Consider the following 23,185-nt stretch of genomic DNA (forward strand, 5'->3'; position numbering starts at 1 on the left):
AGCAAGATCAAGCACTTCAGGCGAGTCGCCACGCGCTTCGACAAGCTCGCTGCCAACTTCCTCGCAGCTGTGTCGCTCGCCGCAACCCGCCTATGGCTCAGGTCTTATGAGTCCAGAACCTAGACGGAAGACCGGGCGCGCATGTTCCGGCCGCGGCGTGGGCGCATCATCTGGGCGGCGACGGCGCTGCTGGCCGCACTTTATGTCTGCGCCGCGCTGTATGTCGTCGAGCAGGTGAACCGGGCTGGGGACCACATCGAACACGGCGTGCGCGCTGGCGGCTGGGCCCTGTCCGAACTGATCCGGGACTACGACGGCCTGACCATCGCCAGTTATCGCGCCGACAGCGAGCGAAGCCCCGCGGCCTATGACGACATGCAGCGGCACCTCGGTGTCCTGCGGAATCGGATCGACCGGCTCGGCGCCGACGAGACTGCCGCCGGCCTGAGGGCGGTCGACGGCGTCGTGCCGACGTTGAATGCCCTCGGGACCGCGCTTGCCGCCCTGCATCGACGCCTCGGCACGACGGCGATCGGTGAACTGGCGACCCCGGCGGAGACCCCCACCCTGATCCGCCGGACCCTCGCCCCCTTCGAGGACAGCTTGCGGGATCTGCAGCGCAAGATCCTGCTCAGCGACGAAGGCGCCGCTGAACACCGCGAATTGGGCCAGGCCGCGGCCCACCTCGGCCTGCTGCTCGGCGGCATGTTCGCGCTCGGGCTGGCCATCGTCGGCCTGGCCATCGGACAGGCCTGGCGCACGCGCGTCCTGAAGCGGGAGGCCCAGGCGGCCCAGGCCCAGACCCAGCGCCTGAAGCTCGCCATCGGCAATTCGAGCGACGGTATCGCGCTGACCGATGGCGATGGCTGCTTCACCCAGATGAACGACGCCCACCTGAAAATGTTTGGCATCGCTTCACCCGGTGCCATCGTCGGCCGGCACTGGAGCGCGCTTTACGGTCCGGCCGAGGCCGAGCGACTGCAGAATGACATGATCCCGGCGCTGCGGCGGGACCACCGCTGGCATGGCCTCGCCATCGGCCTGACAGCCGCCGGCACCCCGGTCGAACAGGAAATCAGCCTGACCCTGCTGGACGATGGTGGCATCCTGTGCATCACGCGGGACGTGACCACCAGCCGCGTCGAGCAGCGCGCCCGGCGCCTGCTCGAAGAGCAGTTGCTGGTGGCGCAGAAGATGGAGGCGGTCGGCCGGCTGACCTCCGGCTTTGCCCATGATTTCAACAATGTCCTCGCCTCGATCCAGGGTTACGCCGAAATCCTGCGCGACGATGCGCCCGAAGCCTCGCCCCCCCGCCGGTTCTCGGAACAGATATTGACCGCGACCAAACGGGGCCGCGGCCTGGTCGAGCGTATCCTGGGCTTCGGTCGGCCGGCCCGGGACCATGTCGAATCCTGCGATCTCGGCGCCGCTGTGGAAGAGGCCATCGGCCTGCTGTCGGGCGCCCTGCCGCCCTCGATCGCGCTGACGTCCGAGGGCGCTGTCCCCGGGGTCGTCGTTGCCCTGTCGTCGGACCAGGCGATGCAGGTTCTCATGAATCTGGGCGTGAACGCGAAGGATGCGCTGGGCGAACATCAGGGCACGATCCGGATCGCGATCGGCGAGGCCCCCCTGCCGCCGGGCTGGCCCCATGTCCTCATCGGCCGGCGCCGGACCGGCACGGACTGCGCCTGCCTTCGGGTCGAGGACAGTGGCGAAGGTGTCGCCGAAGACCAGCTGGTGCGCATTTTCGAGCCCTTCTTCACCACCAAGGCCGAAGGCTCCGGCACCGGACTGGGGCTTGCCGCCGTGCATTCGATCGTCACCGGCTGCGGCGGCGAAATCGTCCTTGCCAGCAAGATCGGCCAGGGCACGCGCTTCGATCTCTATCTGCCGCTGAGCACCCCCGACCTGCCGCCGGCCGAAGCGGACACGGACCCCGCGGTACCCCGCCAGAAATTGCGGGTCCTCATCGCCGAGGACGACGAGTTGCTCAGCGAAGCCCTGGGGGAGGCGCTGGAGCGGCAGGGCTTCACTGTCCACGTCGTCCACGACGCCCGCTCGGCGCTGGCCTACCTTGCCCGGCATTCCGGGCAGATCGACGTCCTGCTGACCGACGAGGCGATGCCCGGGATGCGGGGCTCGGAGATGATCCGCCAGCTCCGCTCGGCCGGCAGCCGCCTGCCCATCGTCCTGTGGTCCGCCAATGCCGACCCCACGCTGCTCGGCGCCGCCGGCCTGCTGGGCGCGAATTCCCGCGTCGAATTCTGCCGCAAGCCGGCCTCGACCGGCGATCTGATCGCCGCCATCAACCGGGCGGTCGCCGCCCCCTGAGGCCGGCAGCCGATTCAGCCGAGCGGGATGCGCGTGTCTCCCGAAACCAGGGTCATGTCGGCGAAGATCGCCTGCCCCTCGCCCCGGCCGAACAGGCTGTTGGCGATCAGCCAGATGCGCGTGACGCGCGCGGGCTGCGCCCCGCCGATGGCGGCGGCATAGTCGGCGTCGATATCGCGGGATTCCCGCTGCCACTGGCCAAGGCCCGCGCCGCCGCTGCGCAGCACGACATGGGTCTCGCGCGTTTTCCAGGTCGGCAGCGGACAGCGATAGACCGTTCCCACGGGGAGGGCCGCCGACCAGTAGTAGGTCAGATCCTGGCCATTGTCGTATTCGACCGCGATCGACATGTAGTCGTGGCTGGGCAGCGAATCCTCGCGGAAGCTGGTCGGCAGGCGGTCGACCTTCCAGCTCCATTCGAGGCGCAGGCCCGGCGTCAGCGGCCGGTCCACGTCATGCTGCAGGATGGCCACATCGCGCCGCGTGTGGCAGGCGATCGCCCGCTCCCGCCCGGCGACCTCGCAACGGAAGAAGGTCTCGCTGTCGCCGAGGAACCACAGATGTTTCCAGCCGTCCGGCACCTGCCGGCCATGGCCGAGACGGTCGAGTTCCCCCGCGACGAGACCCCCATGGTCGCCAAGGGCGAGCAGTTGCTTCAGCCCCTCCTCGATCGGCACCGCCCAGACCAGCACCGCGACCAGCATGGTGCCCGAGACCTTGGCATAGTCGGCCGGATCGGTGCCGAGGCGGCCGTCCGTCGTCGACCATTCACCGGGGAAATAGCTGGCCAGCGACAATTCGCCCCCGGCCCCGGTCACGACATGGGAATGGCTGGCGCGCGTGCCGCGGAACACCGGCCCCGCGCCGATCTTCAGCCACATCTGGAATGGCGGCGCCACCCAGATGTCGAGCGGTTTCGCCAGATGAGTGCGGCCGACGGCGAAGGTCGTCACCTTGTCCCCGGCGTCGAGCCGGATGCCGGTCGCGGTCCAGGGGGCGCGGGTCGCCGGCAGTTCGACGAGGCGGGCATCGACCAGCGTGCCCGGCGGCAGTTTCTTCAGGGCGGCCGAGAAATGGCGGCGGAACCCTTCCAGGTCCGGCTCGGGGTCGAGCCTTCCCTTCAGGCTCTTGCCCAGCCGGCGCAGGGCGAGGCGCCCGGCGATGCCGAGTTCGGTCGTCTTGGCCGGCGTATAGGCCCGCGGCAGGCTTTTCGGAGCTTCGGTCATGATGCGTCCATGTGACAGGACCGGTTGCCACCGGCCAATGGTACTAAAGGCCGAGGACGAGTTTCGACATGATGTTGCGCTGAACCTCGTTCGCCCCGGCATAGATCGACATCGCCCGATTGTTCAGATATTGCGCGATCATCACCGGCGCTTCCTGCGGGCCGAGGGGGGCATCGTTGGCGCCCGGGCTGATCCAGCGGTGCTCGTAGGGCATGACGGCATATTGCAGGGCTTCGAGGCCCAGCTCGTTCACCCTCTGCATCAGCTCCGTGCCTTGCGTCTTCAGCATCGAGGACTCGGCCGCCATCATGGCGCCCTGGCTGATCGCCGCCATCACCCGGTGCTCGGTCACGGTCAGCGCCTCGAGGGCGACGCCCGCCTCGGCGAGGCGCATCCGGAAGGCGTGGTCGTCGAGGGCGCCGGTCGCCCCCGCGACCTCGCGCACCCGCTTCAGGGAAACGCGGATGCCGGCGCCATAGCTGCTGCTGCGCTCGTGCACCAGCAGATATTTGGCGATGGTCCAGCCCTCGCCCTCGGCGCCGATGCGATTGGCCTTGGGCACCCGGACGCCGTCGAAGAAGACCTGGTTCACCTCGTGATCGCCGGCCAGCGTGATGATCGGCTGGATGGTGATCCCGGGCGTATCCATGTCGATCAGGATGAAGGTGATGCCTTCCTGCGGCTTGCCCGAAGTGTCGGTGCGGACCAGCGCGAACATGCGGTTGGCGAAATGGGCCTGGGTGGTCCAGATCTTGGTACCGTCGATGATGTAATCGTCACCATCGCTGACCGCCCGGCATTTCAGCGAGGCAAGGTCGGAGCCCGAACCCGGCTCGGAATAGCCCTGGCACCAGTAATCCTCGCCCGCGAGGATGCGGGGCAGGTAGAAGGCCTTCTGGTCCGGCCGGCCGAAGGCCATGATCACGGGCGAGACCATCTTCAGCCCCATGGGCGACAGGTTCGGCGTCTGCGCCAGGGCGCATTCCGTGTCGAAAATATAACGCTGGGTCACGCTCCAGCCGGTGCCGCCGTATTCGACCGGCCAGTGCGGCGCCGCCCAGCCCCTGGCGTTCAGCACCTTCAGCCAGCCGATGTTCCATTCCTTCTCGGAAAAGGCGCTGGCGGCGGCGCGGCCGGCGGCGCGCAACTCCTCGGTCAGATTGTCGCGCAGGAAAGCGCGGACGTCGGCGCGAAAAGCCTCGTCCGCTTCGCTGAAGCGCAGATCCATCGTCTCTCTCCCCGTCGCGTCGGCCGGGGCCGCGCGTTTGTCGTTGGGGATATTCTGGCCGAGGCGACGGGTCCGCTCAAGCCTGCCTTCGGAAACGCCGCGTCCCGCTGGTCTTACGACGCCTTCTTGCGCGGGCCGCCCGCGATCTCCTCGACCGTGCCCTTGATTCTGCCGGCGCCGAGGGCGGGGGCCGGCCGGGCCGCGACGGCGGCGGCCTTTTCCTCGGCCACGGCCTCGCGCGCCTCCGCCGCCCGTTTCAGCGCGGCGAGGGATGCCTCCATGAGATCGGCCATATGCTCGACATCGGGCACCGCCTCGCGGTCGGCGATGAAGCCGACGTCGATATTGTCGGTATAGGACTGGACCGTGATGTTGACGCCGACACCATCGGCCGGGATCGACACCGGATAGGTGTGCAGCAGTTTCGCGCCGGCGAGATAGAGCGGAAAGCCCGGCCCCGGCACGTTGGAAATGACCACGTTGAACACCGGCCGGTGATAATCGGCGATCTTGTAGCGGGAATAGAGCCGGGCCGCCCGCGCGGCGACGAGGGGCGCCGCGAACAGGGACCAGTCGCGCAGCATGTCGGCCGGCATCGCCTTGTAGGATTCCTTGGCGCCCTGGGTCGATTCGCGGATCGCGGCGATGCGCTCGATCTCATCGTCGATATCGGTCGCGAGGGAGACCAGCATGGCGGAGACGCGGTTGCTCATCTCGCCCTTGTCGGCTTCGCTGCGCACCGAGATGGGGCACATGGCGACCAGCGGCCGCTCCGGCAATTCGCCCTGTTCGTCGAGATAGCGGCGCAGGGTGCCGGAACAGATGGCCAGCACCACGTCGTTGACCGTGCAGCCCAGCAGGTTCTTCACCGCCTTCACGTCGGCCAGCGGCAGGCTGCGCACGGCGAAACGGCGGTGCGGGGTCAGGGCCCGGTTGAAGGGGGTGCGCGGCGCCTGGAATGGCGCGGGCGGCAGATGGGCGCCGGGCTCCAGGGCCCGACGGCCGACATTCAGCAACGTGCCCGCCAGTTTCGGCAGGCGGCGCAGCATGGAGACGGGCTGAACGATGCCATGGACCGCGGCCCGCGCCAGCACCTCGATGTCGTTGGGCGAGCGGTCGGGCACCCAGGGCTGTTCCGGCGGCGGAACATTGCGCGGCTCCGGCCCGAAATCGAGCAGCGAGACCATGAGTTCCGCGCCCGAGACCCCGTCGATGCAGCAATGGTGGATCTTGGTGTAGATCGCGACCTTGCCCCCGGCGAGGCCCTCGATGACATAGAATTCCCACAAGGGGCGGGAGCGGTCGAGCGGACGGGAATGCAGCCGGGCGACCAGTTCCATCAGATCGGCGTTGTTGCCCGGCGGCGGCACGGCGATATGGCGCATGTGGAAATCGAGGTCGAAATCCGCATCCTCGATCCACAGGGGATGGTCGATGTCGAGCGGCACGAACTGCAGCCGGCGGCGATAGGCCCGCGCCAGATGCAGCCGCCCACCCACCAGCGCCTTCACCTCGTCGAAGATGTGACCCCTGTAGCCCTCAGGCAGCTCGAGGATCAGCAGACCGCCCACATGCATGTGGTTGGTCGGCGTCTCGAGATACAGAAAGGACGCATCAAGGCCGCTCAACCGCTCCATGCTCTCTCCCCCCGCGCCCCTCGGGCTTTGCTCAAGGGGTAGCGGGCTTCGGCGCGGCGATCAATCGGTGATTGAGGAGCGGGGATTGAGCGGCTCTGCCGCGGGTGTCGTCGGCAGCGGCACGAAGGGGCCCTGCCGGCTCGTCGGCAGCGCCGGGCGGACCCGCATCCGATAGAGCGTGAAGAGGGCGGCGGCGGCATAGATCGCCGCGACGAAGACATAGAGGCCGAAGGGCCCGACCCAGCCCATGATCTGGCTGCCGACCGGCGGCCCGACCACGGCGCCGATGGCCCAGCACATCAGAAGTCCGGCCGAAACGCCGACCACCTGATCGGGCTCGATATAGTCGTTGGCATGGCCGACCGCGAGCGGATAGATGACGAAAGCGGCGCCGCCGAAGATGAAGCCGAGGACATAGAGCGCCTCGGCCGAGCGGCCCACGAGGGCCATGGCGATGGCGGCGGCCATGGTCGCGATCATGGCGAACAACAGCACCGTGCGCCGGTCGAAGTGATCCGAGGCCCAGCCGATGGGCCATTGCAGGGTCAGGCCGCCGACGAAGAGCAGGGTCATGAACAGGGCGATCTGCGCGGGGTCGAGGCCGATGGCCGAGGCATAGGTCGGCCCGGCCATGGAAACCGCGCTGTTGGCCGCGCCGCAGGCGATGGTGGCGACGATGCCGACCGGCGAGACCTTGATCAGCCGCATGAGGCCATAGCGCGTGGTGGAGGAGACCACCGGCGCGGCCGAGCGGGTCATGGCGACCGGCACGAGACAGAGCGCGAAGAGAATGCCGGCGATCATGAACAGCACCGGCGACATCGGATCGGCGGCGGCGACCAGCGCCTGCCCGCCGGCATAGGCGACCTTGTCGGTGATCATATAGGCGGCGAGCACGGCGCCCCGTGTCGCCATGGTGGCACGGGCGTTCAGCCAGCTTTCGGTGACGGTATAGAGCCCGGCGGCGCAAAAGCCGCCCGCTGCCCGCAGCAGGGTCCAGACGTAAGGGTCGTCGGTCAGGGCAAGGCCGAGCGCGGTCGTCGTCGCGAGGCCGCCGAAGGCGGCGAAGGCGCGCACGGGACCGATCGCGCCGATCAGCTGCCGACCATAAAGACAACCGATGAGGAAGCCGAGCGGATAGCCGGTGAGCACGATCGAGACCAGGGTCGTCGGCACCGATTCGAGCCCCATGCGGATGCCGACCGTGGTCGCGACCAGCCCGGTGCTGGCGGAGACGAAGGAAATACCGAACAGGACGGCGGCGACGGCAGCCAGCGAGCGCAGCATGAGGACCCCATGATTTTGCGGCCCGATACTGGGGTTTGACCGCCGGGGCCGCAAGTCGCCTTCGCCGCACGGCTGGAATGCGGCGCTTCCGCGCGGCCCATCTTGAAGCCCCCCGCGTTCCGTGATCCAACAGGGGCATGATCCGTCAGGCCACCAAAGCCGATCTGCCCGCCCTCCTCGACATCGAGGCCAGGGCCTTTTCCGGCGACCGTCTGTCCCAGCGCAGCTTCCGCCACCTGCTGACCAAGGCCCATGCCGTGACCCTGGTCGCGGAAGAGGGCGGCGTCCCGCTCGGCTATGCCAGCCTGCTGTTCCACGAGGGCACCTGGATCGCCCGGCTCTATTCCCTTGCCCTCGCGCCGGAAGCCCGGGGCAAGGGCCTGTCCCGCCCCCTGCTGGAAGCCGCGGTCGAGGCGGCGCGGGCGCAGGATTGCGCCGTCCTCCGCCTCGAGGTGCGGGAAGACAATGCCGCCGCCCGCCATCTTTACGAGAGCGCGGGTTTTCGCCGCTTCGGCAGCCACGCCGATTATTACGAGGATGGCGCGACCGCGATCCGCATGGAACGCTCGCTGGCCGCCGCCCCGGCGCCCAAGGCGCGCCGCCTGCCCTATTACGCCCAGACGCTGGATTTCACCTGCGGCCCCTCGGCCCTGATGATGGCGATGAAGGCGCTGGACGAGACCGCCGCCTTCGACCGGCGGGAAGAACTGCGCCTGTGGCGCGAGGCGACGACCATCTTCATGACCGCGGGCCACGGCGGCTGCGGTCCCCATGGCCTCGCCCTCGCCGCCTGGCGCCGGGGTTTCGAGGTCGAGCTGTTCGTCAACGACGAAGGCGCCCTGCTGGTCGATACCGTGCGCGGCGAAGAAAAGAAGGCTGTCGTCCGCCTCGTCCACGACGACATGGCGGAACAGGTCGAGGCCGCCGGCATTCCTGTAACGCACGGCGCCCTCGGCCTTTCCGCCCTGGTCGAGCGTGTGGCGAAGGGCGAGGTGCCGATCGTGCTGATTTCGACCTGGGCCCTCGCGGGGCAGAAGCAACCCCATTGGGTCGCCATCTCGGATATCGACGAGCATTTCGTCTATGTGAACGACCCCGAAGTCTACGACGGCCGCTCGCGCAGCGATTCCATCCGAATGCCCATCGCCCGCCCCGCCTTCGAGCGCATGGCCCGTTTCGGCCGTGGCCAGCAGAAGGCCGCCGTCATCGTCAAGGGCCGACACGGCCCGACCTGAACCCGGAGATTATTGGATGCCCGCCCATGCCATCGTCGTCGAGAAGCGCAGCGATTTCCGCTGGGACGATCCGGGCCAGAGGGTGATCACGGTCATCGACTATCTCGACCACGCGGAAGAGCTGAAGCTGCGCGGGGCCAAGATCGTCAATCTGTGCCGCGATTTCGACTATCTCTCGGTCGGCTATTACTGCTCGCTGCTGGCCGAGGCGCGGCGCGACCGGGTCATTCCCACGGTCTCGACCATCCTCGAACTCGACCAGCGGGCGATCTACAAGGGGGCGCTGGCCGAACTTGACCAGCACCTGCGCCGCTGCCTGAAGCATCAGGCGGTACCGATGGCGCCCGATATCCTCCACGTCTTTTTCGGCAAGACCGAACAGGCCGATTTCGAGGATCTGGCCGAGGCCCTGTTCGACCGTTTCCGCACCCCCCTGCTGCGTCTCGAGATCGCGACCGACGAGAAGGGCAAGCGCCATATCGCGAAGATCCACGCCCTTTCGCCCAAGGAGGTGCCGGTCGAACTGGACGGACTGTTCCTTGCCGCCCTCGAGGCCTATACCCAGAAGCGCTGGGTGAAGCCGCGCATGAAGGCGGTGCCGCGCTACGACCTCGCCATCCTGCACGATCCGGACGAGAAATTGCCGCCGAGCGATGCCAAGGCGCTGGCGAAATTCGTCCGCGTCGGCGCCGAGATGGGCATGGATGTCGAGCTGATCACCCGCAAGGATTTCGCCCGCCTGCCCCAGTTCGATGCCCTGTTCCTGCGCGAGACGACCTCGATCCCGCATCACACCTTCCGCTTCGCCAAGCGGGCGGAAGCAGAAGGGATGCCGGTGATCGACGATCCGACCTCGATCCTGCGCTGCGGCAACAAGGTCTATCTGGCGGAATTGCTGCGCGCCAATGGCATCAAGGCGCCGCACACGATGATCTTCGCCAGGAACCGGGTCGACGAGATCGAGAAGGAATTCAACTACCCCGTCGTCCTCAAGATTCCCGACGGCTCGTTCAGCCGGGGCGTGAAGAAGGCAACCAATGCCGACGAACTCGCGGCCATCCTGAAAGACATGTTCCGCGAGAGCCAGATGGTGCTGGCGCAGGAATATATGTTCACGGAATACGACTGGCGGGTCGGCATCATCGACCGCGAACCCCTGTTCGTGTGCCAGTATTTCATGTCCAAGGCCCATTGGCAGATCGTGAAGCACGAGGCGGGCGGCGGCTTCTCGGAAGGCGCGGCGCGCAGCTGGGCGGTCGAGGACGCGCCGAAAGAGGTGATCGAGACGGCGCTGAAGGCGGCCAATCTGATCGGCGACGGGCTTTACGGCGTCGACCTGAAGCAGAATGCCGACGGCGTCCACGTCATCGAGATCAACGACAATCCCAACATCGACTTCGGCATCGAGGATGCGATCCTGAAGGACGAGCTGTACCGCCGCGTGCTGCGCTCCTTCCAGCGTCGCATCGACCAGCGCCGACAGGCGGCCTGAACCTGTGCGGCGGCTGGCGGCGGCCCTGCTGATCGCGCTTGCCGCCGCCCCGGCCGCGGCGCAGACCCGCTACGACACGCCCTGGGCCCATGTCGAGACGCCGTCGCAAGGGCCCTCCCACTCCATCGGCGGGCCGGCGCGCGGCTGCATCGCCGGGGCCGTCGCCCTGCCGGCCGAGGGCGAGGGGTTTCAGGTTCTGCGGCGCTGGCGCAACCGCTTCTGGGGCAACCCGGAACTGACCCGTTTCATCACCCGCTTCGGCGCCGCCGTGGCCGCGGCGCAAAAGCGCCCCGTGCTGATCGGCGACATGTCGCAGCCGCGCGGCGGCCCGATGGCGACCGGCCACCGCAGCCATCAGATGGGTGTCGACGTCGACATCCTGTTCACCCTGGGGCCGATGGCGGCGAGCGCGCGGGAAGCCTTGACGGACCCGCCGTCGATGCTGCGCCCGGGCGGTCTTGCGGTCGACACCACCCGCTTCGGCGCGGCCCAGGTCGGCCTGCTGCGCCTCGCCGCGCAGGACGCCGATGTCGCCCGCATCTTCGTCAATTTCCGTCTGAAGAAACGCCTGTGCGAAACCCTGCCCGCCGCCGACCGGGCCTGGCTGAACAAGGTCCGGCCCTGGGCCGGCCATGACGAGCATTTCCACGTCCGCCTGCGCTGCCCGGCCGACAGTCCAGCCTGCGAGAATCAGGATCCGGTGCCGCCGGGCGATGGCTGCGACGAGACGCTGGAGGCCTGGTTCAAGCCGCCCCCGCCGCCCGATCCCAACGCGCCGAAGCCGCCGCCGCCCAAGGTGCCGCAAGTACCGGCCGCCTGCGCCGCGGTCCTCGCCGCACCCTGAAACGAAAATGCCCCCGGCCGAAGCCGGGGGCACGCTTGTCGTTACCGCCGGATCAGACCGGCAGCATCCCGAAGGCAGGGTCGGACACGCCGTCGGCGCCCGTTTCCATGCGGCCGGCGAAGCGGCGGGTGAAGCCGACTTCGTCGTGGTCGATCACGGTGTAATCGTACCAGTTATCCTGGTCCTTCAGCTCGCGCCGCAGCACCACCTTCTGACCCGGCTCCAGCCGCTGGTTGACCGAGAAGGTCTCATAAGCGTTGGCGCGGACCTTGAGCAGGCAGCTGCGCGTGCCCGTGTTCGACAGGGCGATGGTCAGGCGCTGACGCGCGACATCGTAGCTGAGATCGACCTCCGGGATCGCCCGGCCCGGTTTCCCCGCCTCGTTCACGTCACCGACATAGTGGCGATGGAACCCGTTGGGACCGAGAACCCAGAGATCGTATTTGCCGGCGTCGGCGGCGATATTCCATTCGCCGGCCAGATGCTTGCCCGCCTCGACCGAATAACGGCGCGGCACGCGATCGAGATGCAGCTTGTCGTAGACGTGGAACACGGCACCGACCGCGCCCGTGTTGCGGAAGCGCAGGCGAACCGTGGTCGCGTCGGTCTTGGCGTCGACATCGAGTTCATAGGGCAGCGCGCGCGACAGGCGGATGCCGGCCGGCTGGACCGGGATCGTCTGCTCGCCCTCGGCCGGGATTGGCACCTGGGCGCGCTGTTCCTGCTCGGCGCGGATGGCGTCCGCGGCGATCTTGGAACGTTGCGGCAGGGCCGGGATTTCCGCGTTCGGCGTCAGGAAGTTGAAGGTCGAGGTCAGATCGCCGACGAAGGCCCGGCGATAGGAGCTGATATTGGTTTCGGCGACACCGAAGCGGGCTTCGAGGAAACGCAGGACCGAGGTGTGGTCGAACATTTCCGAATTCACCCAGCCGCCCTTGCTCCACGGCGAGACGATGTAGCAGGGCACGCGCGGGCCGGGGCCATAGACGCGGCCGTCCGGCGCCGGCTGGCCGCTGGTGCCTTCGGGTTTCGGATGGATGAAACGCTCGACGCCGAGTTCGCTCGCCTTGATCGTGGTCGCGCCGGCCGGGGTGCCGTCAGCGTTCATCGAGAACAGGCAGGGCGGCGGCGCGTGGTCGAAGAAGCCGTCGTTTTCGTCGAAGTTGACGATGAAGACGGTCTTGCTCCAGACATCCGGATAGGCGACGAGGGCGTTCAGCGCCTCCTGGATGTACCAGGCCCCCTGCACCGGGCTGGACGGACCGGGGTGCTCGCTATAGGTCTGGGGCGCGACGATCCAGGTTACCTGCGGCAGGCGGCCGGCCTTGACATCGGCGGCGAATTCCTCGAGCAGGCCGCCCTTCGGCATGGTGTTGCCGCAGCCCTTGTAGAGCGGATTGCGGCTCTCGTGGTTCACCCGATAGGGGATATAGGGCGAGCCGTCCGAATTGTTGCCGACGTCCTCGTTCGCCTTGCGGAAGGTACGGAAGCCGTGCAGCGAGTTGTCGGTGTAGTTGTCCGGCATGTTCTGGTAGACCTTCCAGGTCACACCCGCTTCCTGCAGGCGTTCGGGATAGGTCTTCCAGGTGAAGCCTTCGGTGGACGGACCGAGATCGTCCCATTCGTTCAGGACTTCGGCGACACCGGCGCCGGTCGGGCCATTGGTGCCGGTCCACAGGAACAGGCGGTTCGGGTTGGTGCCGGCGTGAATGGCGCAGTGGTAGGAATCGCAGACCGTGAAGGCATTGGCGAGGGCATACTGGAAGTCCAGTTCGGCTTCCTCGTAGTGGCCCATCGACCAGTCGCGCTTGTAGCGCGGCCACTGGTCCATGCGGCCATTGTCCCAGGCATCCTGGGCGTTGGGCCAGCTGTGCGGCGTGCCACTGACGCGCTGGGCGTTGCCGATGCTCTGGTCGAGGTGATACGGCGTAACGATACGGGTTCCGTTCGACTGCTGGAACACGTTGCGGCCACCCGGCAGCGGAATGCCGAAGCGATCGCCGAAGCCGCGCACGCCCGGCATGGTGCCGAAGTAATTGTCGAACGAGCGGTTTTCCTGCATCAGGATGACCACATGCTCGACGTCCATGATGGACTTGGTCGCGTTGTTGGCGGGAATCGCCAGCGCCTCGCGGATGACGGCCGGGAAGGCGGACATCGCGGACGCCATGCCGGCGATGGCGCCGACCCCCTTCATGAAATCTCGCCTGTTACTGTCGGTCACGATTTCGTATCCCTTCTCGTTACGCAACTGGACGCAGGCCGGCCTCGCGGCCGGAATTGCCCCCCGGCCGTCGTCGTTGTTTGCGCCGAAATCGAGCGCCGATTGCGTTTGCGCCGCGGAAACCCCGTCGCGGGGCCCGTCCTGGCGCGGCGGATGGTGGTCGCCCTTGATTGCAGGGGGATTTCAGAACGACCGCGCTTTTTGGAAATATTAGAGACAGCGCCCGAAGCCGAAGGCCGTGCCACAACCCTGCCGTTCAGGACAGGGGCCGGCACCGCATCTGGCCAGACGGCGCGGTGTCGGGCATGATGAAGCCCTGCGATTCACCAGAGGCCGAAATGCCCGGTCGTGTCGGATTTTCCCCCGCCCTGTCGCGGCGCGCCCTGCTGGCGGGCGGCTGCGCCCTCGGCCTTGCCGCCTGCGCCACCGCGCCGCCGCCGGCCATGGTCACGCGGCGGCGCGATTTCGGCCTGCTGCAGGACGACGGCAGCCGCGTGGTACTGCCCCCCGGGCACGAGACCGGCGGCCCCTGGCCGACCGTCGTGTTCCTGCCGGCGACCGACGGCACCGCCCCCGATCTCTACCGCTATTACGCCGAGGCCCATGCCACGCGCGGGGGCTTCGTCGCCCTGCTGCCGCCCGGCTCCTCCTCATCCGCCGATTACGCCAGCGGGGAGCGTTTCGCCGCCACGGTCGACGAATGGCGCGACCGGGTGGCGGCCATGGTCGCGGCGCAGAGCGGGCGCTTCGGCCTCGACCCCGAGCGGGTCGGCCTTGCCGGCTTCTCGCTGGGCGGCGATCTCGCCTGGGCGCTGTCGCTGGCCAGTCCTGCCGCCTATTGCGGCGCCATCGTGATGGGCAGCCGCTGCGGCTGGCGCGATGGCGATGGCCTGTCGGTGCTGGCGTTTCGCGGCTATCGCTTCGCCCTGCTGCGCGGCGCCGACGAATCGGACGCGCGGGCCGGCGGCATGGAGGCGGCGCGCCGCCTGCTCGATACGACCGGCATCGCCAACCTGTTCGACGAAATGCCGGGCGAACATGTGCGCGCCCCGCCGCCCCTGTTCATGCAGGCGGCCGATTTCGTGCTGGGATCGGGAGCGGTCGCCGGCCTCACGGCGGATCGCTGGCGAGGAACAGGATCGACCTGAATGCGCACCGCATCCGGCGCGATGAGGCGGTCTTCATCCAGCCCTCTTCCGGCCCCCGCCGGATGCAGGAATCGAAACGGGGCCGCGAAGGCCCCGTTACACTCCAGCGCAGGCTGGCGGGATCGTCAGGCGCGGGTCTTCTTGGCGCCCCAGGTGCGCACCGGGCCGGTGTCGACATGGACGAAGCCCGAGCGGCGGTAGAAGCCGACACCGCCTTCACCCATGGAGACGGCGGTGTTGTAGATGCCCTTCAGGTCGCGGCCCGGCAGGCGGATGTCGAGGGCCATGCCCTGGATGTGGAAGGAATTCTGCGCGACGCCCCGGCTTTCGGCGGCGCGCATCGCATTGGTGCGGGGCGCGCGATAGGCGGAGACGATCTGGATTTCCGAGCCGCCGAGGCTCATGCGCTGGCCCATGGCGGTCAGCAGGTCGAACAGCTGCGGGTCGATGCGATGCACTTCGTTGGCCCGGTGATCGCGCAGCAGGATGTTCAGCTTCTGCAGCGAGTCCTGGACGTAATAGCCGTCGCGCCAGTAGACGCTGCTGAAATTCTCGCCCGTGTTCATGTTGCGCAGCGACAGGCGGCGGGGACCGCCGACGGCGGCGAGGACTTCGGCCGGCTTCATCGCCGCGCCCGTGGCGACCACGGCGGCGGCAAGACCGAGACCGGCGCCGAGGAAGGAACGGCGGCTGGTCGTGATGTCGGGATTATGGTCGGGGCTAGGGACGATCGAGGAGGCCGGGGAGTTAAACGCAGTCGCACCCACGCGGCGGAACAGTCGCTCGAACGCCATCTCTCGCACCCTTCGTTACGCCACCGCGAAGCACGTTTGCTCCTGCCCGCAGCCGGATTGCCCTTAGGTTCCAGCGTCTTGCCCGACGCCTTGGTATACCCTGCTCGAATCAACGCAGCCATGCGCTGACGGCATGAGATTACTCACGCCGGGTCATGTTGCAACCCCGATACGGTCAACTCGTCTTCGTTTTGGATGCGAATTTTCTCCCCATGCGGGGCATTTCCGCCACACCCATTCAGGGGAGGCCATCTCGGCGGCGAGACCGTCGCGAGCCGCGCCGCCGGACCTGCCGGGCCTAGAGGCCGCTGGCCAGCATCACCGGCCGGCCGAGGCCCTTGTCGATTCGGGAATCGATGCCATAGAGGTCCTGGCGGAACTCTACCGTACCGTCGGCGTCGACCCAAGCGGTGACATAGGTCAGACGCACACCGATGTCGTGCTTCACCGTGACATAGAGGGTGGTGGTCGAGCTGGCGAGGGTGGTGTCCATGCGCTCCCGGCTCCAGCCGGGGACGTCGCGCAGCAGCCGGGCGCCCAGCGCCAGCGGATCGCGCACCCGCACGCAGCCCGACGACAGGGCGCGATAATCGCGGGCGAACAGATGCTTGTCCGGCGTGTCGTGCAGATAGACGGCGTAATCGTTCTTGAAGTTGATCTTCAGCCGGCCCAGCGAATTGCCATCGCCCGGCGCCTGACGCAGGCGGTAGGGGATGGAGCGGCTGCGCGGCACCTGGGTCCAGTCGATGGTCGTCGGATCGACCGCCTCGCCGTTGAAATAGACGGTATAGCCGTGATCGGTCAGATAGTTCGGGTCGTTGATCTGCTTGCGCACGATGTCCTCGCCGGCGTTGCGGGCCGGCACGCTCCACGGCGGATTGAGGACGACATTGGTGACCTTGCTCTGCAGCAGCGGCGTCTTGCGCTCCTGCCGGCCGATGACGACCGGGGTCTCGAAGGCGATGACACCGTCTTCCCAGTAGCGCAGGGTGAATTCGGGAATGTTGACGATGATCCGGTTGGGGCCGAGATCGTCCAGCCGCTGGCGCTTGCGCTCCATGTTCACCAGGATCTGGCGGATGCGGTATTCGACCGGCTTGCCCATGTGCTCGAGGGTGAGCTTGCCGATGACGCCGTCGCTCTTCAGGCCGTGGCGGGTCTGGAACCGCTTCACCGCGGCTTCGAGGGCGGCGTCGTAATGGTTGGGATGCGCGCTCTCCGTCGCGGCGCCATCGGTCGCCGACAGGCGGGCGCGGATCGCCGGGATGCGGCTGTCATAGGCGCCGGGCTCGATCTTCGCCCCGTCGGCGGGCACGGCGGCCCAGCCCCCGGCGGCGGCGATGGCGCGGTAATCGGCGAGGAGTTTCTTGAGCGCGAGATAGCCCGCGTCCTGCGGCCCCACGGCCTGCAGGGCGGCGACCGGATCGGCCGAGGCGACGATGGCGGCGGCGAGCGCGGGACCATCGACCGGCGCCCCCAATTCGCGCATGTCGACCGGCAGGCGCACGGAAGCGAGGCGGGCACCCGCCCTCTCGGCGGCATAGCGGATCAGCGTATCGGTGAACAGCACCTCGAAGGTGCCGGCCGCGCCTTCGGCCTGCAGCGCGGCGAGCGTCGCCAGCGGGAAGGCGGCGACGTCCAGCCCCTCGGCCCCGGCATCGGCGATGATCGCGGTCAGCGCGGGCACCTGGGCGGCCAGACGGCCGTTGGCGGTCCACAGCGGCGACAGGCCGGCAGCGGCATAGAACCGCTCCACATCGACGCGGGCGATGGCGGTCGGGCCAAGGCGGGCGGCATCGAAACCGAAAGCGGTCTCGAGCGAGGTGCCGGCGGGCAGCACCGGGGCAGCCACGACCGGCGCCGCGACGGGCGCGGGCGGCACCGGATCGTCGTCGATGCCGGTGGTGCGCGGTTCGTCCGTGTCGGCGGCCGGCGGCGCCACCGTGGTGGCCGGATCGGCGGCCGGGGCGGCGGGGACAGGGGGCGTGATGGCGGCGGTGACCGCCGGCGACGGCGTCAGGATCAGCGGGCCGGTCGTGCCTTCCTGCGCCCGTGCGGCGGCCAGCGGCGCGGCGACCGCGAGGCCGAGGCAGAGGGCAAGAGTGGAAAATTCACCGACGGATCGCATGGACTACACCTGTTCCCGCGCCATCCCCCTGGCGCGGGCCCATTCTGGAACATCCATCGAACAATGCAAGTAACGGCGGTCACAGACCGCCCATGCACCCGCCGATGTGGCCGGCGAACCACAGGCTCAGGCCGCCGCCGCGGCCGCTTTCAGATAGGCGATCAGGGTCGCGGCGTGATGGGTCATGCCCTTGTAGGCCAGGGTTTCCGGCGGCATGGCGGCGAGGGCGTCGGCCAGCAGGGCGGCATTCGCCGGCTCGGCCGCGACCTCGGCCACCGGGCACTGATAGGTCCTTATGGTGAACAGGATGGCCTGCGTCACCGGCAGCCGGCGCAGGGTCTGCCGTTCCGAGCGCAGGTGCAGGCGCTGGCCGACATCGGCGGCGGTGATCGGCGGCACCGCCGGCCGGTCGCCATGGCCCGCGGGCTGGAACAGGGCGGGATCGTCATGCAGCGACCAGTTGGTGCGCACCACCGGCCGGTCTTCCTTCAGCAGGGGAAAGAAGCGATCCATCGGCGCCGCCAGCTTGTCCTTGTAGAAAGGCACCGGGCCGTGGATGCCCTCGAGCGGCTGGCCCAGCTTGTCGGCGAGCGCCCAGCGCGAGGGAAAGCACAGCGAGGCCCCGACGAGGCGATAAGGCTCGCCCTCGCCGGCCGAGGCCATCAGCGCGAGGTCTTCCTGCACGAGGCGCCCCGCCCGGTCGAGCGGATGCAGCGCGGCGTCGCGCAGGTCGTGGCGGAGGCCGGCGATACGGTCGACCAGCACCTCGTCGTCCCCCTCGACCGCGAAACGCTCGGGATAACGGCGGGGCAGATGTTCGACGAGCAGGGCGAGAACCTCGGCCCCCATGCGCTCCGTCCCCGGCTGGGCGCCGAAGACGGCGGCGTGATTGCCGGACAGCAAACGGTATTTTTCCGCCATCTCGACGTCATGGCGATCGTCGATCTGGATCCATTCGGCGAGGTCGAGATTGGAGAGCCCCATCTGGATGCGATAGGGGCCGGCAGAAAAGGGCACATAGGGGATCACGACGCAGCACTCCCGCAGGCGGCCGCCGCAACCTCCGGCGCGCCGCGCTCAACGATCGGGAAACACTCGTATATTTCGGGGCGCCAGCGCAACCCTCGCCCCCCGGGTCAGCGACAATCCGTCCACCCCCTGGCGCATGGCCTCGACCTCGACCTGCAGGTCGACGGCGACATGGACCGCCGGCACATTCACCTCGATGCGCAGGATGGGACCATTGGCGAAGACATGGGCGATCGTCCCCTCGATCCCGCCATAGGTGCCGGAAGGCCGAAGATCGAATTCATGGGGCCGGACGAAGGCGATGCCCGGGCCGTCGGGCACTTCCGCCGCCGGCACCAGCAGCCCGGCGACATTGGCGACGCCGCCCCGCACCGAGGCGGGCAACCGGTTGGTATTGCCGAGGAAGTCGTAGACAAAGGGCGTCGCCGGCTGGTCGTAGACTTCCTGCGCCGGGCCGACCTGTTCGATCACGCCCTTGCTCATGACGACGACGCGGTCGGCGATTTCCAGCGCCTCTTCCTGATCGTGGGTGACGAAGACGGTGGTGATGCCCATCTCGTCGTGCAGCTTGCGCAGCCAGCGGCGCAATTCCTTGCGCACCTTGGCGTCGAGCGCGCCGAAGGGCTCGTCGAGCAGCAGCACCTTGGGCTCGATGGCAAGCGCCCGGGCGAGCGCGACGCGCTGGCGCTGCCCGCCCGAAAGCTGCGACGGATAGCGCCCGCCAAGGCCAGGCAGCTGCACCAGCTGCAGCAGGCGCTGCACCCGCTCGTCGATGTCCTGGCGCGACGGGCGGCTCGCCCGGGGCCGGACCTCGAGGCCGAAGGCGATGTTCTTGGCGACGGTGATATGCTTGAACAGGGCATAGTGCTGGAACACGAAGCCGACGTGACGGTCGCGCACCGAGCGCTCCGAGACGTCATGGCCATCGAACAGCACCTGCCCCTCGTCGGCGAATTCGAGGCCGGCGATGATGCGCAGCAAGGTCGTCTTGCCCGAACCCGAGGGGCCGAGCAGGGCGAGGAATTCCCCGGGCGCGACCGAGAGATTGACGTCGCGCAGCGCCTCGAACCCGCCGAAGCGCTTGTTCACCGATTTGATGTCGATACCCATGAAGCCTGCCGATCAGTGGCGCGCCGAAGCCGCGATCTCGTCGCCGTAACGCCATTCGAGCACGCTCTTGAGGACGAGCGTGACGAGCGCGAGCAGCGCGAGCAGGGACGCGACCGCGAAGGACGCGGTGAAATTATACTCGTTGTAGAGGATCTCGACATGCAGCGGCATGGTGTTGGTCAGGCCGCGCACATGGCCGGAGACGACCGAGACCGCGCCGAATTCCCCCATCGCCCGGGCATTGCACAGGAGGACGCCGTAAAGCAGGCCCCAGCGGATGTTGGGCAGGGTGACGCGCCAGAAGGTCTGCCAGCCCGACGCGCCGAGCGACAGCGCCGCCTCCTCCTCCGACGTGCCCTGTTCCTGCATCAGCGGGATCAGCTCGCGCGCGATGAAGGGGAAGGTGACGAAGATGGTGGCGAGCACGATGCCCGGCACGGCGAAGATGATCTTGATGTCGTGCTCCTGCAGCCAGGGTCCGAGCAGCCCCTGCGCCCCGAACAGCAGGACATAGACAAGGCCCGAGATCACCGGCGAGACCGAGAACGGCAGGTCGATCAGGGTGATCAGGAAGCTCTTGCCCCAGAATTCATATTTCGCGATGGCCCAGGCGGCGGCGACGCCGAAGACGAGATTCATCGGCACCGAGATCGCCGCGACGATCAGGGTGAGCTTCACGGCAGAGAGGGCGTCGGGCTCGGTAATCGCGGCGAGGAAGGGGCCGAAGCCCTTGGCGAAGGCCTCGACGAAGACCGCGACCAGCGGCAGGACGAGGAACAGGGCGAGATAGAGCAGGGCGATGCCCGACAGGCCGAAGCGCAGGAAAGGGCCTTCGGTGGTCGCGTCATTGCTGCGGGGGGCGCCGTCCATGGGGTCTTTCCGGGTCAGGCCCGCATCCGCGCCTGGTTCCAGCGCTGGAGCAGGTTGATGACGAGCAGCAGCACGAAGGAAATCGCCAGCATCACGACCGCGATGGCCGCCGCGCCGGCGTAATTATATTCCTCGAGCTTGGTGACGATGAGCAGCGGCGCGATTTCCGAAACCATCGGGATATTGCCGGCGATGAAGATCACCGAGCCATATTCCCCGACCGCCCGCGCGAAGGCGAGGGCGAAGCCGGTGGTCAGCGCCGGCAGCAGGGCGGGAAAGATCACCCGGATGAAGGTCGAGAGGCGCGAGGCGCCGAGGCTGGCCGCCGCCTCCTCGGTCTCGGCATCGAAATCGGCCAGCACCGGCTGCACGGTGCGGACGACGAAGGGCAGGCCGACGAAGGTCAGCGCCATGATGACGCCGAGCGGCGTATAGGCGATCATCAGGCCCTTGGGGCCGAACAGCGAGCCGACCCAGGTCTGCGGCCCGAACAGCGACCCGACCCAGCCGTTCTTGGCATAGAGCGTGGCGAGCGTGATGCCGGCGACCGCCGTCGGCAGGGCGAAGGGCAGGTCGACGATGGCATCGACGATCTTCTTGCCGGGAAAGCGGTAACGCACCAGCACCCACGCCAGCATCAGGCCGAAGACGCCGTTGATCAGCGCCGCGACCAGGGAAGCGCCGAAGGACAGTTTCAACGCCGCCAGCACCCGGCGGTCGACGGCGATGTCGAGAATGCCGCCGATGCCGAGTTCGCCCGCCTTCAGCAGGAGGGCGCCAAGCGGAATGAGGACGATCAGGAACAGATAGGCAAGCGAGAAGCCGAGCGTCAGCCGGAAACCCGGAATGACGCTCGGCTGCCGCAACCGGGCCGTGGACCAGCTCATGCAGTAGGCTCGCGGTTGCGGATCATCGGCACGCCCTGTCCTTACTTCGGCTTGTAGATCTGGTCGAAGATGCCGCCGTCGCCGAAATGCGTGGCCTGCGCCTTGCGCCAGCCGCCGAAGGCCGCATCGTCGATGGTCACCAGTTCGACCTTCGGGAAGACATCCTTATACTTGGCCGCGACCTCGGGGTCACGCGGGCGATAGAACCACTTGGCCGCCAGCTCCTGACCTTCCTTGGAATAGAGGTAGTTCAGATAGGCTTCCGCCTGCTTGCGGGTGCCGCGCTTGTCGACCACCTTGTCGACCACGGTCACCGGCGGCTCGGCCAGGATCGAGAGCGAGGGCACGACGATCTCGAATTCGCCGGGGCCGAGTTCCTTCAGGGCGAGGAAGGCCTCGTTTTCCCAGGCCAGCAGGACATCGCCGATACCGCGCTGGACGAAGGTCGTGGTCGAGCCGCGCGCGCCGGTGTCGAGCACCGGGACATGGGTATAGAGCTGGCCGACGAACTCCTTCGCCTTGGCCTCGTCACCGCCATTGTGCTTCAGGGCATAGGCCCAGGCCGCCAGATAGTTCCAGCGCGCGCCGCCCGAGGTCTTCGGGTTGGGCGTGATCACCTCGACGCCGTCGGCGACCAGGTCACTCCAGTCCTTGATGCCCTTCGGATTGCCCTTCCGCACCAGGAAGACGATGGTCGAGGTATAGGGCGAGCTGTTGTCGGCGAGGCGCTTCTGCCAGTCGGGCGCGATCAGGCCCTTGTCGGCGATGGCGTCGATGTCGCTGGCGAGGGCGAGGGTCACCACATCGGCCTCGAGACCGTCGATGACCGAGCGGGCCTGCTTGCCCGAGCCGCCATGCGAGGCCTGAATGGTCAGGGTCTCGCCGGTTTCCGCCTTGTAATGGGCGACGAAGGCTTCGTTGAATTCCTTGTAGAGTTCGCGCGTCGGGTCATAGGAGACGTTGAGCAGCGTCGTATCCGCCCGTGCCGCCAGCAGGGGCGCCGTCGCCACGGCGGCCCCGAGCGTGAGCACCGATGCGAGGCGGCGGATCGCCCCGGCCAGCGACCGGCCTTGCGGGTGCCGGTTCCCCTGATGCGTATCGACCATGATGCCCTCCACCCCTCGCGGGGACTGTTGTGCCATATCAATGCACAAATCACGACTGATTTCATCGTGTTTGTCAAACACAGTTTGTGGAGAATTATTTATACTACACTACAATAATGATTAAATGAGGGCGCGCAGCGCCTCCCCCTCCCCGGCATCCGCCAGCGTGGTTTCGTCGAGCACCTGAACCATGGCGCCATAGGCGCGGGCGAACAGGCGCCGGACGCCGCAGGCGGCTTCGTCGCCGCAATCGTCGCAAGGACGGTAGTGATGCTGGGACAGACAGGGCAGGGGCGCCACCGGCCCGTCGATGACCCGCAGCACGGCGCCGATGGTCACACTGTCGGCGGCCCGGGCCATGATGTAGCCGCCGGCGCGGCCGCGCCGGCTGGCGATGAAGCCGGCGCCCTTCAGGTCCAGCAGGATATGTTCCAGGAATTTGCGGGGCACACCACTGTCTGCGGCGACATCTTCGATCGCCACGGTCTCGCCGCTCCGGGCAGCGAGGATCAGCAGGGCCTTGAAGGCGTATTTGGCCTTTTGCGAAATCATGACCGCCACCTAAGGCAGCGGCGCGCCTGCGGTCAATAGAGACCGAAGACCAGCATC

Annotated in this window: 18 protein-coding genes and 1 pseudogene; 6 read left to right on the forward strand and 13 right to left on the reverse strand. The window is 67.8% G+C overall.

From position 1 onward, the window contains the following. Positions 1-123, forward strand: a pseudogene (locus DKG74_RS15705) (IS5/IS1182 family transposase); the annotation flags it as partial. 18 nt (positions 124-141) lie between these two features. Then, complete coding sequence (locus DKG74_RS15710; RefSeq protein ID WP_109907131.1) at positions 142-2,331, forward strand: hybrid sensor histidine kinase/response regulator; 2,190 nt, start codon at positions 142-144, stop codon at positions 2,329-2,331. 14 nt (positions 2,332-2,345) lie between these two features. Here the strand turns inward: DKG74_RS15710 and DKG74_RS15715 are convergent, their stop codons facing one another. From DKG74_RS15715 to DKG74_RS15730, 4 genes are all read right to left on the reverse strand, one after another. Beyond that, positions 2,346-3,557 carry a DUF3047 domain-containing protein gene (locus DKG74_RS15715; RefSeq protein WP_165837720.1) on the reverse strand — a complete coding sequence of 404 codons (1,212 nt, stop codon included), beginning with the start codon at positions 3,555-3,557 and terminating at the stop codon, positions 2,346-2,348. A gap of 43 nt (positions 3,558-3,600) precedes the next feature. Beyond that, entirely contained in the window at positions 3,601-4,785 is a 1,185-nt protein-coding gene (locus tag DKG74_RS15720; RefSeq protein WP_109907133.1) for an acyl-CoA dehydrogenase family protein, read from the reverse strand. A 113-nt stretch (positions 4,786-4,898) separates the two neighbouring features. Beyond that, positions 4,899-6,422 (reverse strand): WS/DGAT/MGAT family O-acyltransferase, encoded by a 1,524-nt coding sequence (locus DKG74_RS15725; protein ID WP_109907134.1) that lies wholly within the window; start codon positions 6,420-6,422, stop codon positions 4,899-4,901. 60 nt (positions 6,423-6,482) lie between these two features. Beyond that, positions 6,483-7,709 carry an MFS transporter gene (locus DKG74_RS15730; protein ID WP_109907135.1) on the reverse strand — a complete coding sequence of 409 codons (1,227 nt, stop codon included), beginning with the start codon at positions 7,707-7,709 and terminating at the stop codon, positions 6,483-6,485. A 137-nt stretch (positions 7,710-7,846) separates the two neighbouring features. On the opposite strand from DKG74_RS15730, the gene DKG74_RS15735 reads away from it, so the two are divergent. Genes DKG74_RS15735 through mepA form a run of 3 tightly spaced genes read left to right on the forward strand, consistent with a single transcriptional unit; the run spans position 7,847 to position 11,280 of the window. Then, the gene (locus DKG74_RS15735) at positions 7,847-8,944 is read left to right on the forward strand and encodes a peptidase C39 family protein (protein WP_109907136.1); all 1,098 of its coding nucleotides are present in this window, start codon (positions 7,847-7,849) and stop codon (positions 8,942-8,944) included. Between the two features lie 16 nt (positions 8,945-8,960). Further along, positions 8,961-10,436 (forward strand): RimK family protein, encoded by a 1,476-nt coding sequence (locus DKG74_RS15740; RefSeq protein WP_109907137.1) that lies wholly within the window; start codon positions 8,961-8,963, stop codon positions 10,434-10,436. Positions 10,437-10,440: 4 nt separating this feature from the next. After that, on the forward strand, positions 10,441-11,280 hold the full coding sequence (gene mepA, locus DKG74_RS15745; protein WP_109907138.1) for a penicillin-insensitive murein endopeptidase: 840 nt from the start codon (positions 10,441-10,443) through the stop codon (positions 11,278-11,280). Positions 11,281-11,332: 52 nt separating this feature from the next. Here mepA and DKG74_RS15750 read toward each other — a convergent pair whose 3' ends face one another. Next, the gene (locus tag DKG74_RS15750) at positions 11,333-13,504 is read right to left on the reverse strand and encodes a phosphocholine-specific phospholipase C (protein ID WP_207779381.1); all 2,172 of its coding nucleotides are present in this window, start codon (positions 13,502-13,504) and stop codon (positions 11,333-11,335) included. Between the two features lie 338 nt (positions 13,505-13,842). On the opposite strand from DKG74_RS15750, the gene DKG74_RS15755 reads away from it, so the two are divergent. Then, positions 13,843-14,652: an alpha/beta hydrolase family protein gene (locus DKG74_RS15755; protein ID WP_133251610.1), complete on the forward strand. Its 810-nt coding sequence runs from the start codon at positions 13,843-13,845 to the stop codon at positions 14,650-14,652. 125 nt (positions 14,653-14,777) lie between these two features. Here the strand turns inward: DKG74_RS15755 and mepK are convergent, their stop codons facing one another. The 8 genes from mepK to DKG74_RS15795 all read right to left on the reverse strand — a co-directional run bounded on the left by mepK (position 14,778) and on the right by DKG74_RS15795 (position 23,128). Continuing rightward, complete coding sequence (gene mepK / locus DKG74_RS15760; protein WP_109907141.1) at positions 14,778-15,446, reverse strand: peptidoglycan L,D-endopeptidase MepK; 669 nt, start codon at positions 15,444-15,446, stop codon at positions 14,778-14,780. 298 nt (positions 15,447-15,744) lie between these two features. Further along, on the reverse strand, positions 15,745-17,574 hold the full coding sequence (locus DKG74_RS15765; RefSeq protein WP_109907142.1) for a L,D-transpeptidase family protein: 1,830 nt from the start codon (positions 17,572-17,574) through the stop codon (positions 15,745-15,747). A 126-nt stretch (positions 17,575-17,700) separates the two neighbouring features. Next, positions 17,701-18,603, reverse strand: a complete 903-nt coding sequence (locus DKG74_RS15770; protein WP_109907143.1) for a heme-dependent oxidative N-demethylase family protein — start codon at positions 18,601-18,603, stop codon at positions 17,701-17,703. A 48-nt stretch (positions 18,604-18,651) separates the two neighbouring features. After that, a complete protein-coding gene (locus DKG74_RS15775; RefSeq protein ID WP_109907144.1) occupies positions 18,652-19,713 on the reverse strand; it encodes a sulfate/molybdate ABC transporter ATP-binding protein in 1,062 nt (353 codons plus the stop codon). A gap of 12 nt (positions 19,714-19,725) precedes the next feature. Continuing rightward, positions 19,726-20,583 (reverse strand): sulfate ABC transporter permease subunit CysW, encoded by an 858-nt coding sequence (cysW, locus tag DKG74_RS15780; protein ID WP_109907145.1) that lies wholly within the window; start codon positions 20,581-20,583, stop codon positions 19,726-19,728. 14 nt (positions 20,584-20,597) lie between these two features. Continuing rightward, positions 20,598-21,470 (reverse strand): sulfate ABC transporter permease subunit CysT, encoded by an 873-nt coding sequence (cysT, locus tag DKG74_RS15785; RefSeq protein WP_109907146.1) that lies wholly within the window; start codon positions 21,468-21,470, stop codon positions 20,598-20,600. A gap of 41 nt (positions 21,471-21,511) precedes the next feature. Next, entirely contained in the window at positions 21,512-22,576 is a 1,065-nt protein-coding gene (locus DKG74_RS15790) for a sulfate ABC transporter substrate-binding protein (protein WP_109907147.1), read from the reverse strand. 120 nt (positions 22,577-22,696) lie between these two features. Beyond that, positions 22,697-23,128 carry an RrF2 family transcriptional regulator gene (locus tag DKG74_RS15795; protein ID WP_109907148.1) on the reverse strand — a complete coding sequence of 144 codons (432 nt, stop codon included), beginning with the start codon at positions 23,126-23,128 and terminating at the stop codon, positions 22,697-22,699. Positions 23,129-23,185: the final 57 nt, after the last annotated feature.

Source organism: Zavarzinia aquatilis (assembly GCF_003173035.1).
GTDB classification, from domain to species: Bacteria; Pseudomonadota; Alphaproteobacteria; order Zavarziniales; family Zavarziniaceae; genus Zavarzinia; species Zavarzinia aquatilis.

Bases quoted from the DNA above. Each gene is read 5' to 3' on its own strand.
- DKG74_RS15710 (WP_109907131.1), top strand. From the start codon at position 142: ATGTTCCGGCCGCGGCGTGGGCGCATCATCTGGGCGGCGACGGCGCTG.
- DKG74_RS15715 (WP_165837720.1), bottom strand. From the start codon at position 3,557: ATGACCGAAGCTCCGAAAAGCCTGCCGCGGGCCTATACGCCGGCCAAG.
- DKG74_RS15720 (WP_109907133.1), bottom strand. From the start codon at position 4,785: ATGGATCTGCGCTTCAGCGAAGCGGACGAGGCTTTTCGCGCCGACGTC.
- DKG74_RS15725 (WP_109907134.1), bottom strand. From the start codon at position 6,422: ATGGAGCGGTTGAGCGGCCTTGATGCGTCCTTTCTGTATCTCGAGACG.
- DKG74_RS15730 (WP_109907135.1), bottom strand. From the start codon at position 7,709: ATGCTGCGCTCGCTGGCTGCCGTCGCCGCCGTCCTGTTCGGTATTTCC.
- DKG74_RS15735 (WP_109907136.1), top strand. From the start codon at position 7,847: ATGATCCGTCAGGCCACCAAAGCCGATCTGCCCGCCCTCCTCGACATC.
- DKG74_RS15740 (WP_109907137.1), top strand. From the start codon at position 8,961: ATGCCCGCCCATGCCATCGTCGTCGAGAAGCGCAGCGATTTCCGCTGG.
- DKG74_RS15755 (WP_133251610.1), top strand. From the start codon at position 13,843: ATGCCCGGTCGTGTCGGATTTTCCCCCGCCCTGTCGCGGCGCGCCCTG.
- mepK (WP_109907141.1), bottom strand. From the start codon at position 15,446: ATGGCGTTCGAGCGACTGTTCCGCCGCGTGGGTGCGACTGCGTTTAAC.
- DKG74_RS15765 (WP_109907142.1), bottom strand. From the start codon at position 17,574: ATGCGATCCGTCGGTGAATTTTCCACTCTTGCCCTCTGCCTCGGCCTC.
- DKG74_RS15775 (WP_109907144.1), bottom strand. From the start codon at position 19,713: ATGGGTATCGACATCAAATCGGTGAACAAGCGCTTCGGCGGGTTCGAG.
- cysW (WP_109907145.1), bottom strand. From the start codon at position 20,583: ATGGACGGCGCCCCCCGCAGCAATGACGCGACCACCGAAGGCCCTTTC.
- cysT (WP_109907146.1), bottom strand. From the start codon at position 21,470: ATGAGCTGGTCCACGGCCCGGTTGCGGCAGCCGAGCGTCATTCCGGGT.
- DKG74_RS15790 (WP_109907147.1), bottom strand. From the start codon at position 22,576: ATGGTCGATACGCATCAGGGGAACCGGCACCCGCAAGGCCGGTCGCTG.
- DKG74_RS15795 (WP_109907148.1), bottom strand. From the start codon at position 23,128: ATGATTTCGCAAAAGGCCAAATACGCCTTCAAGGCCCTGCTGATCCTC.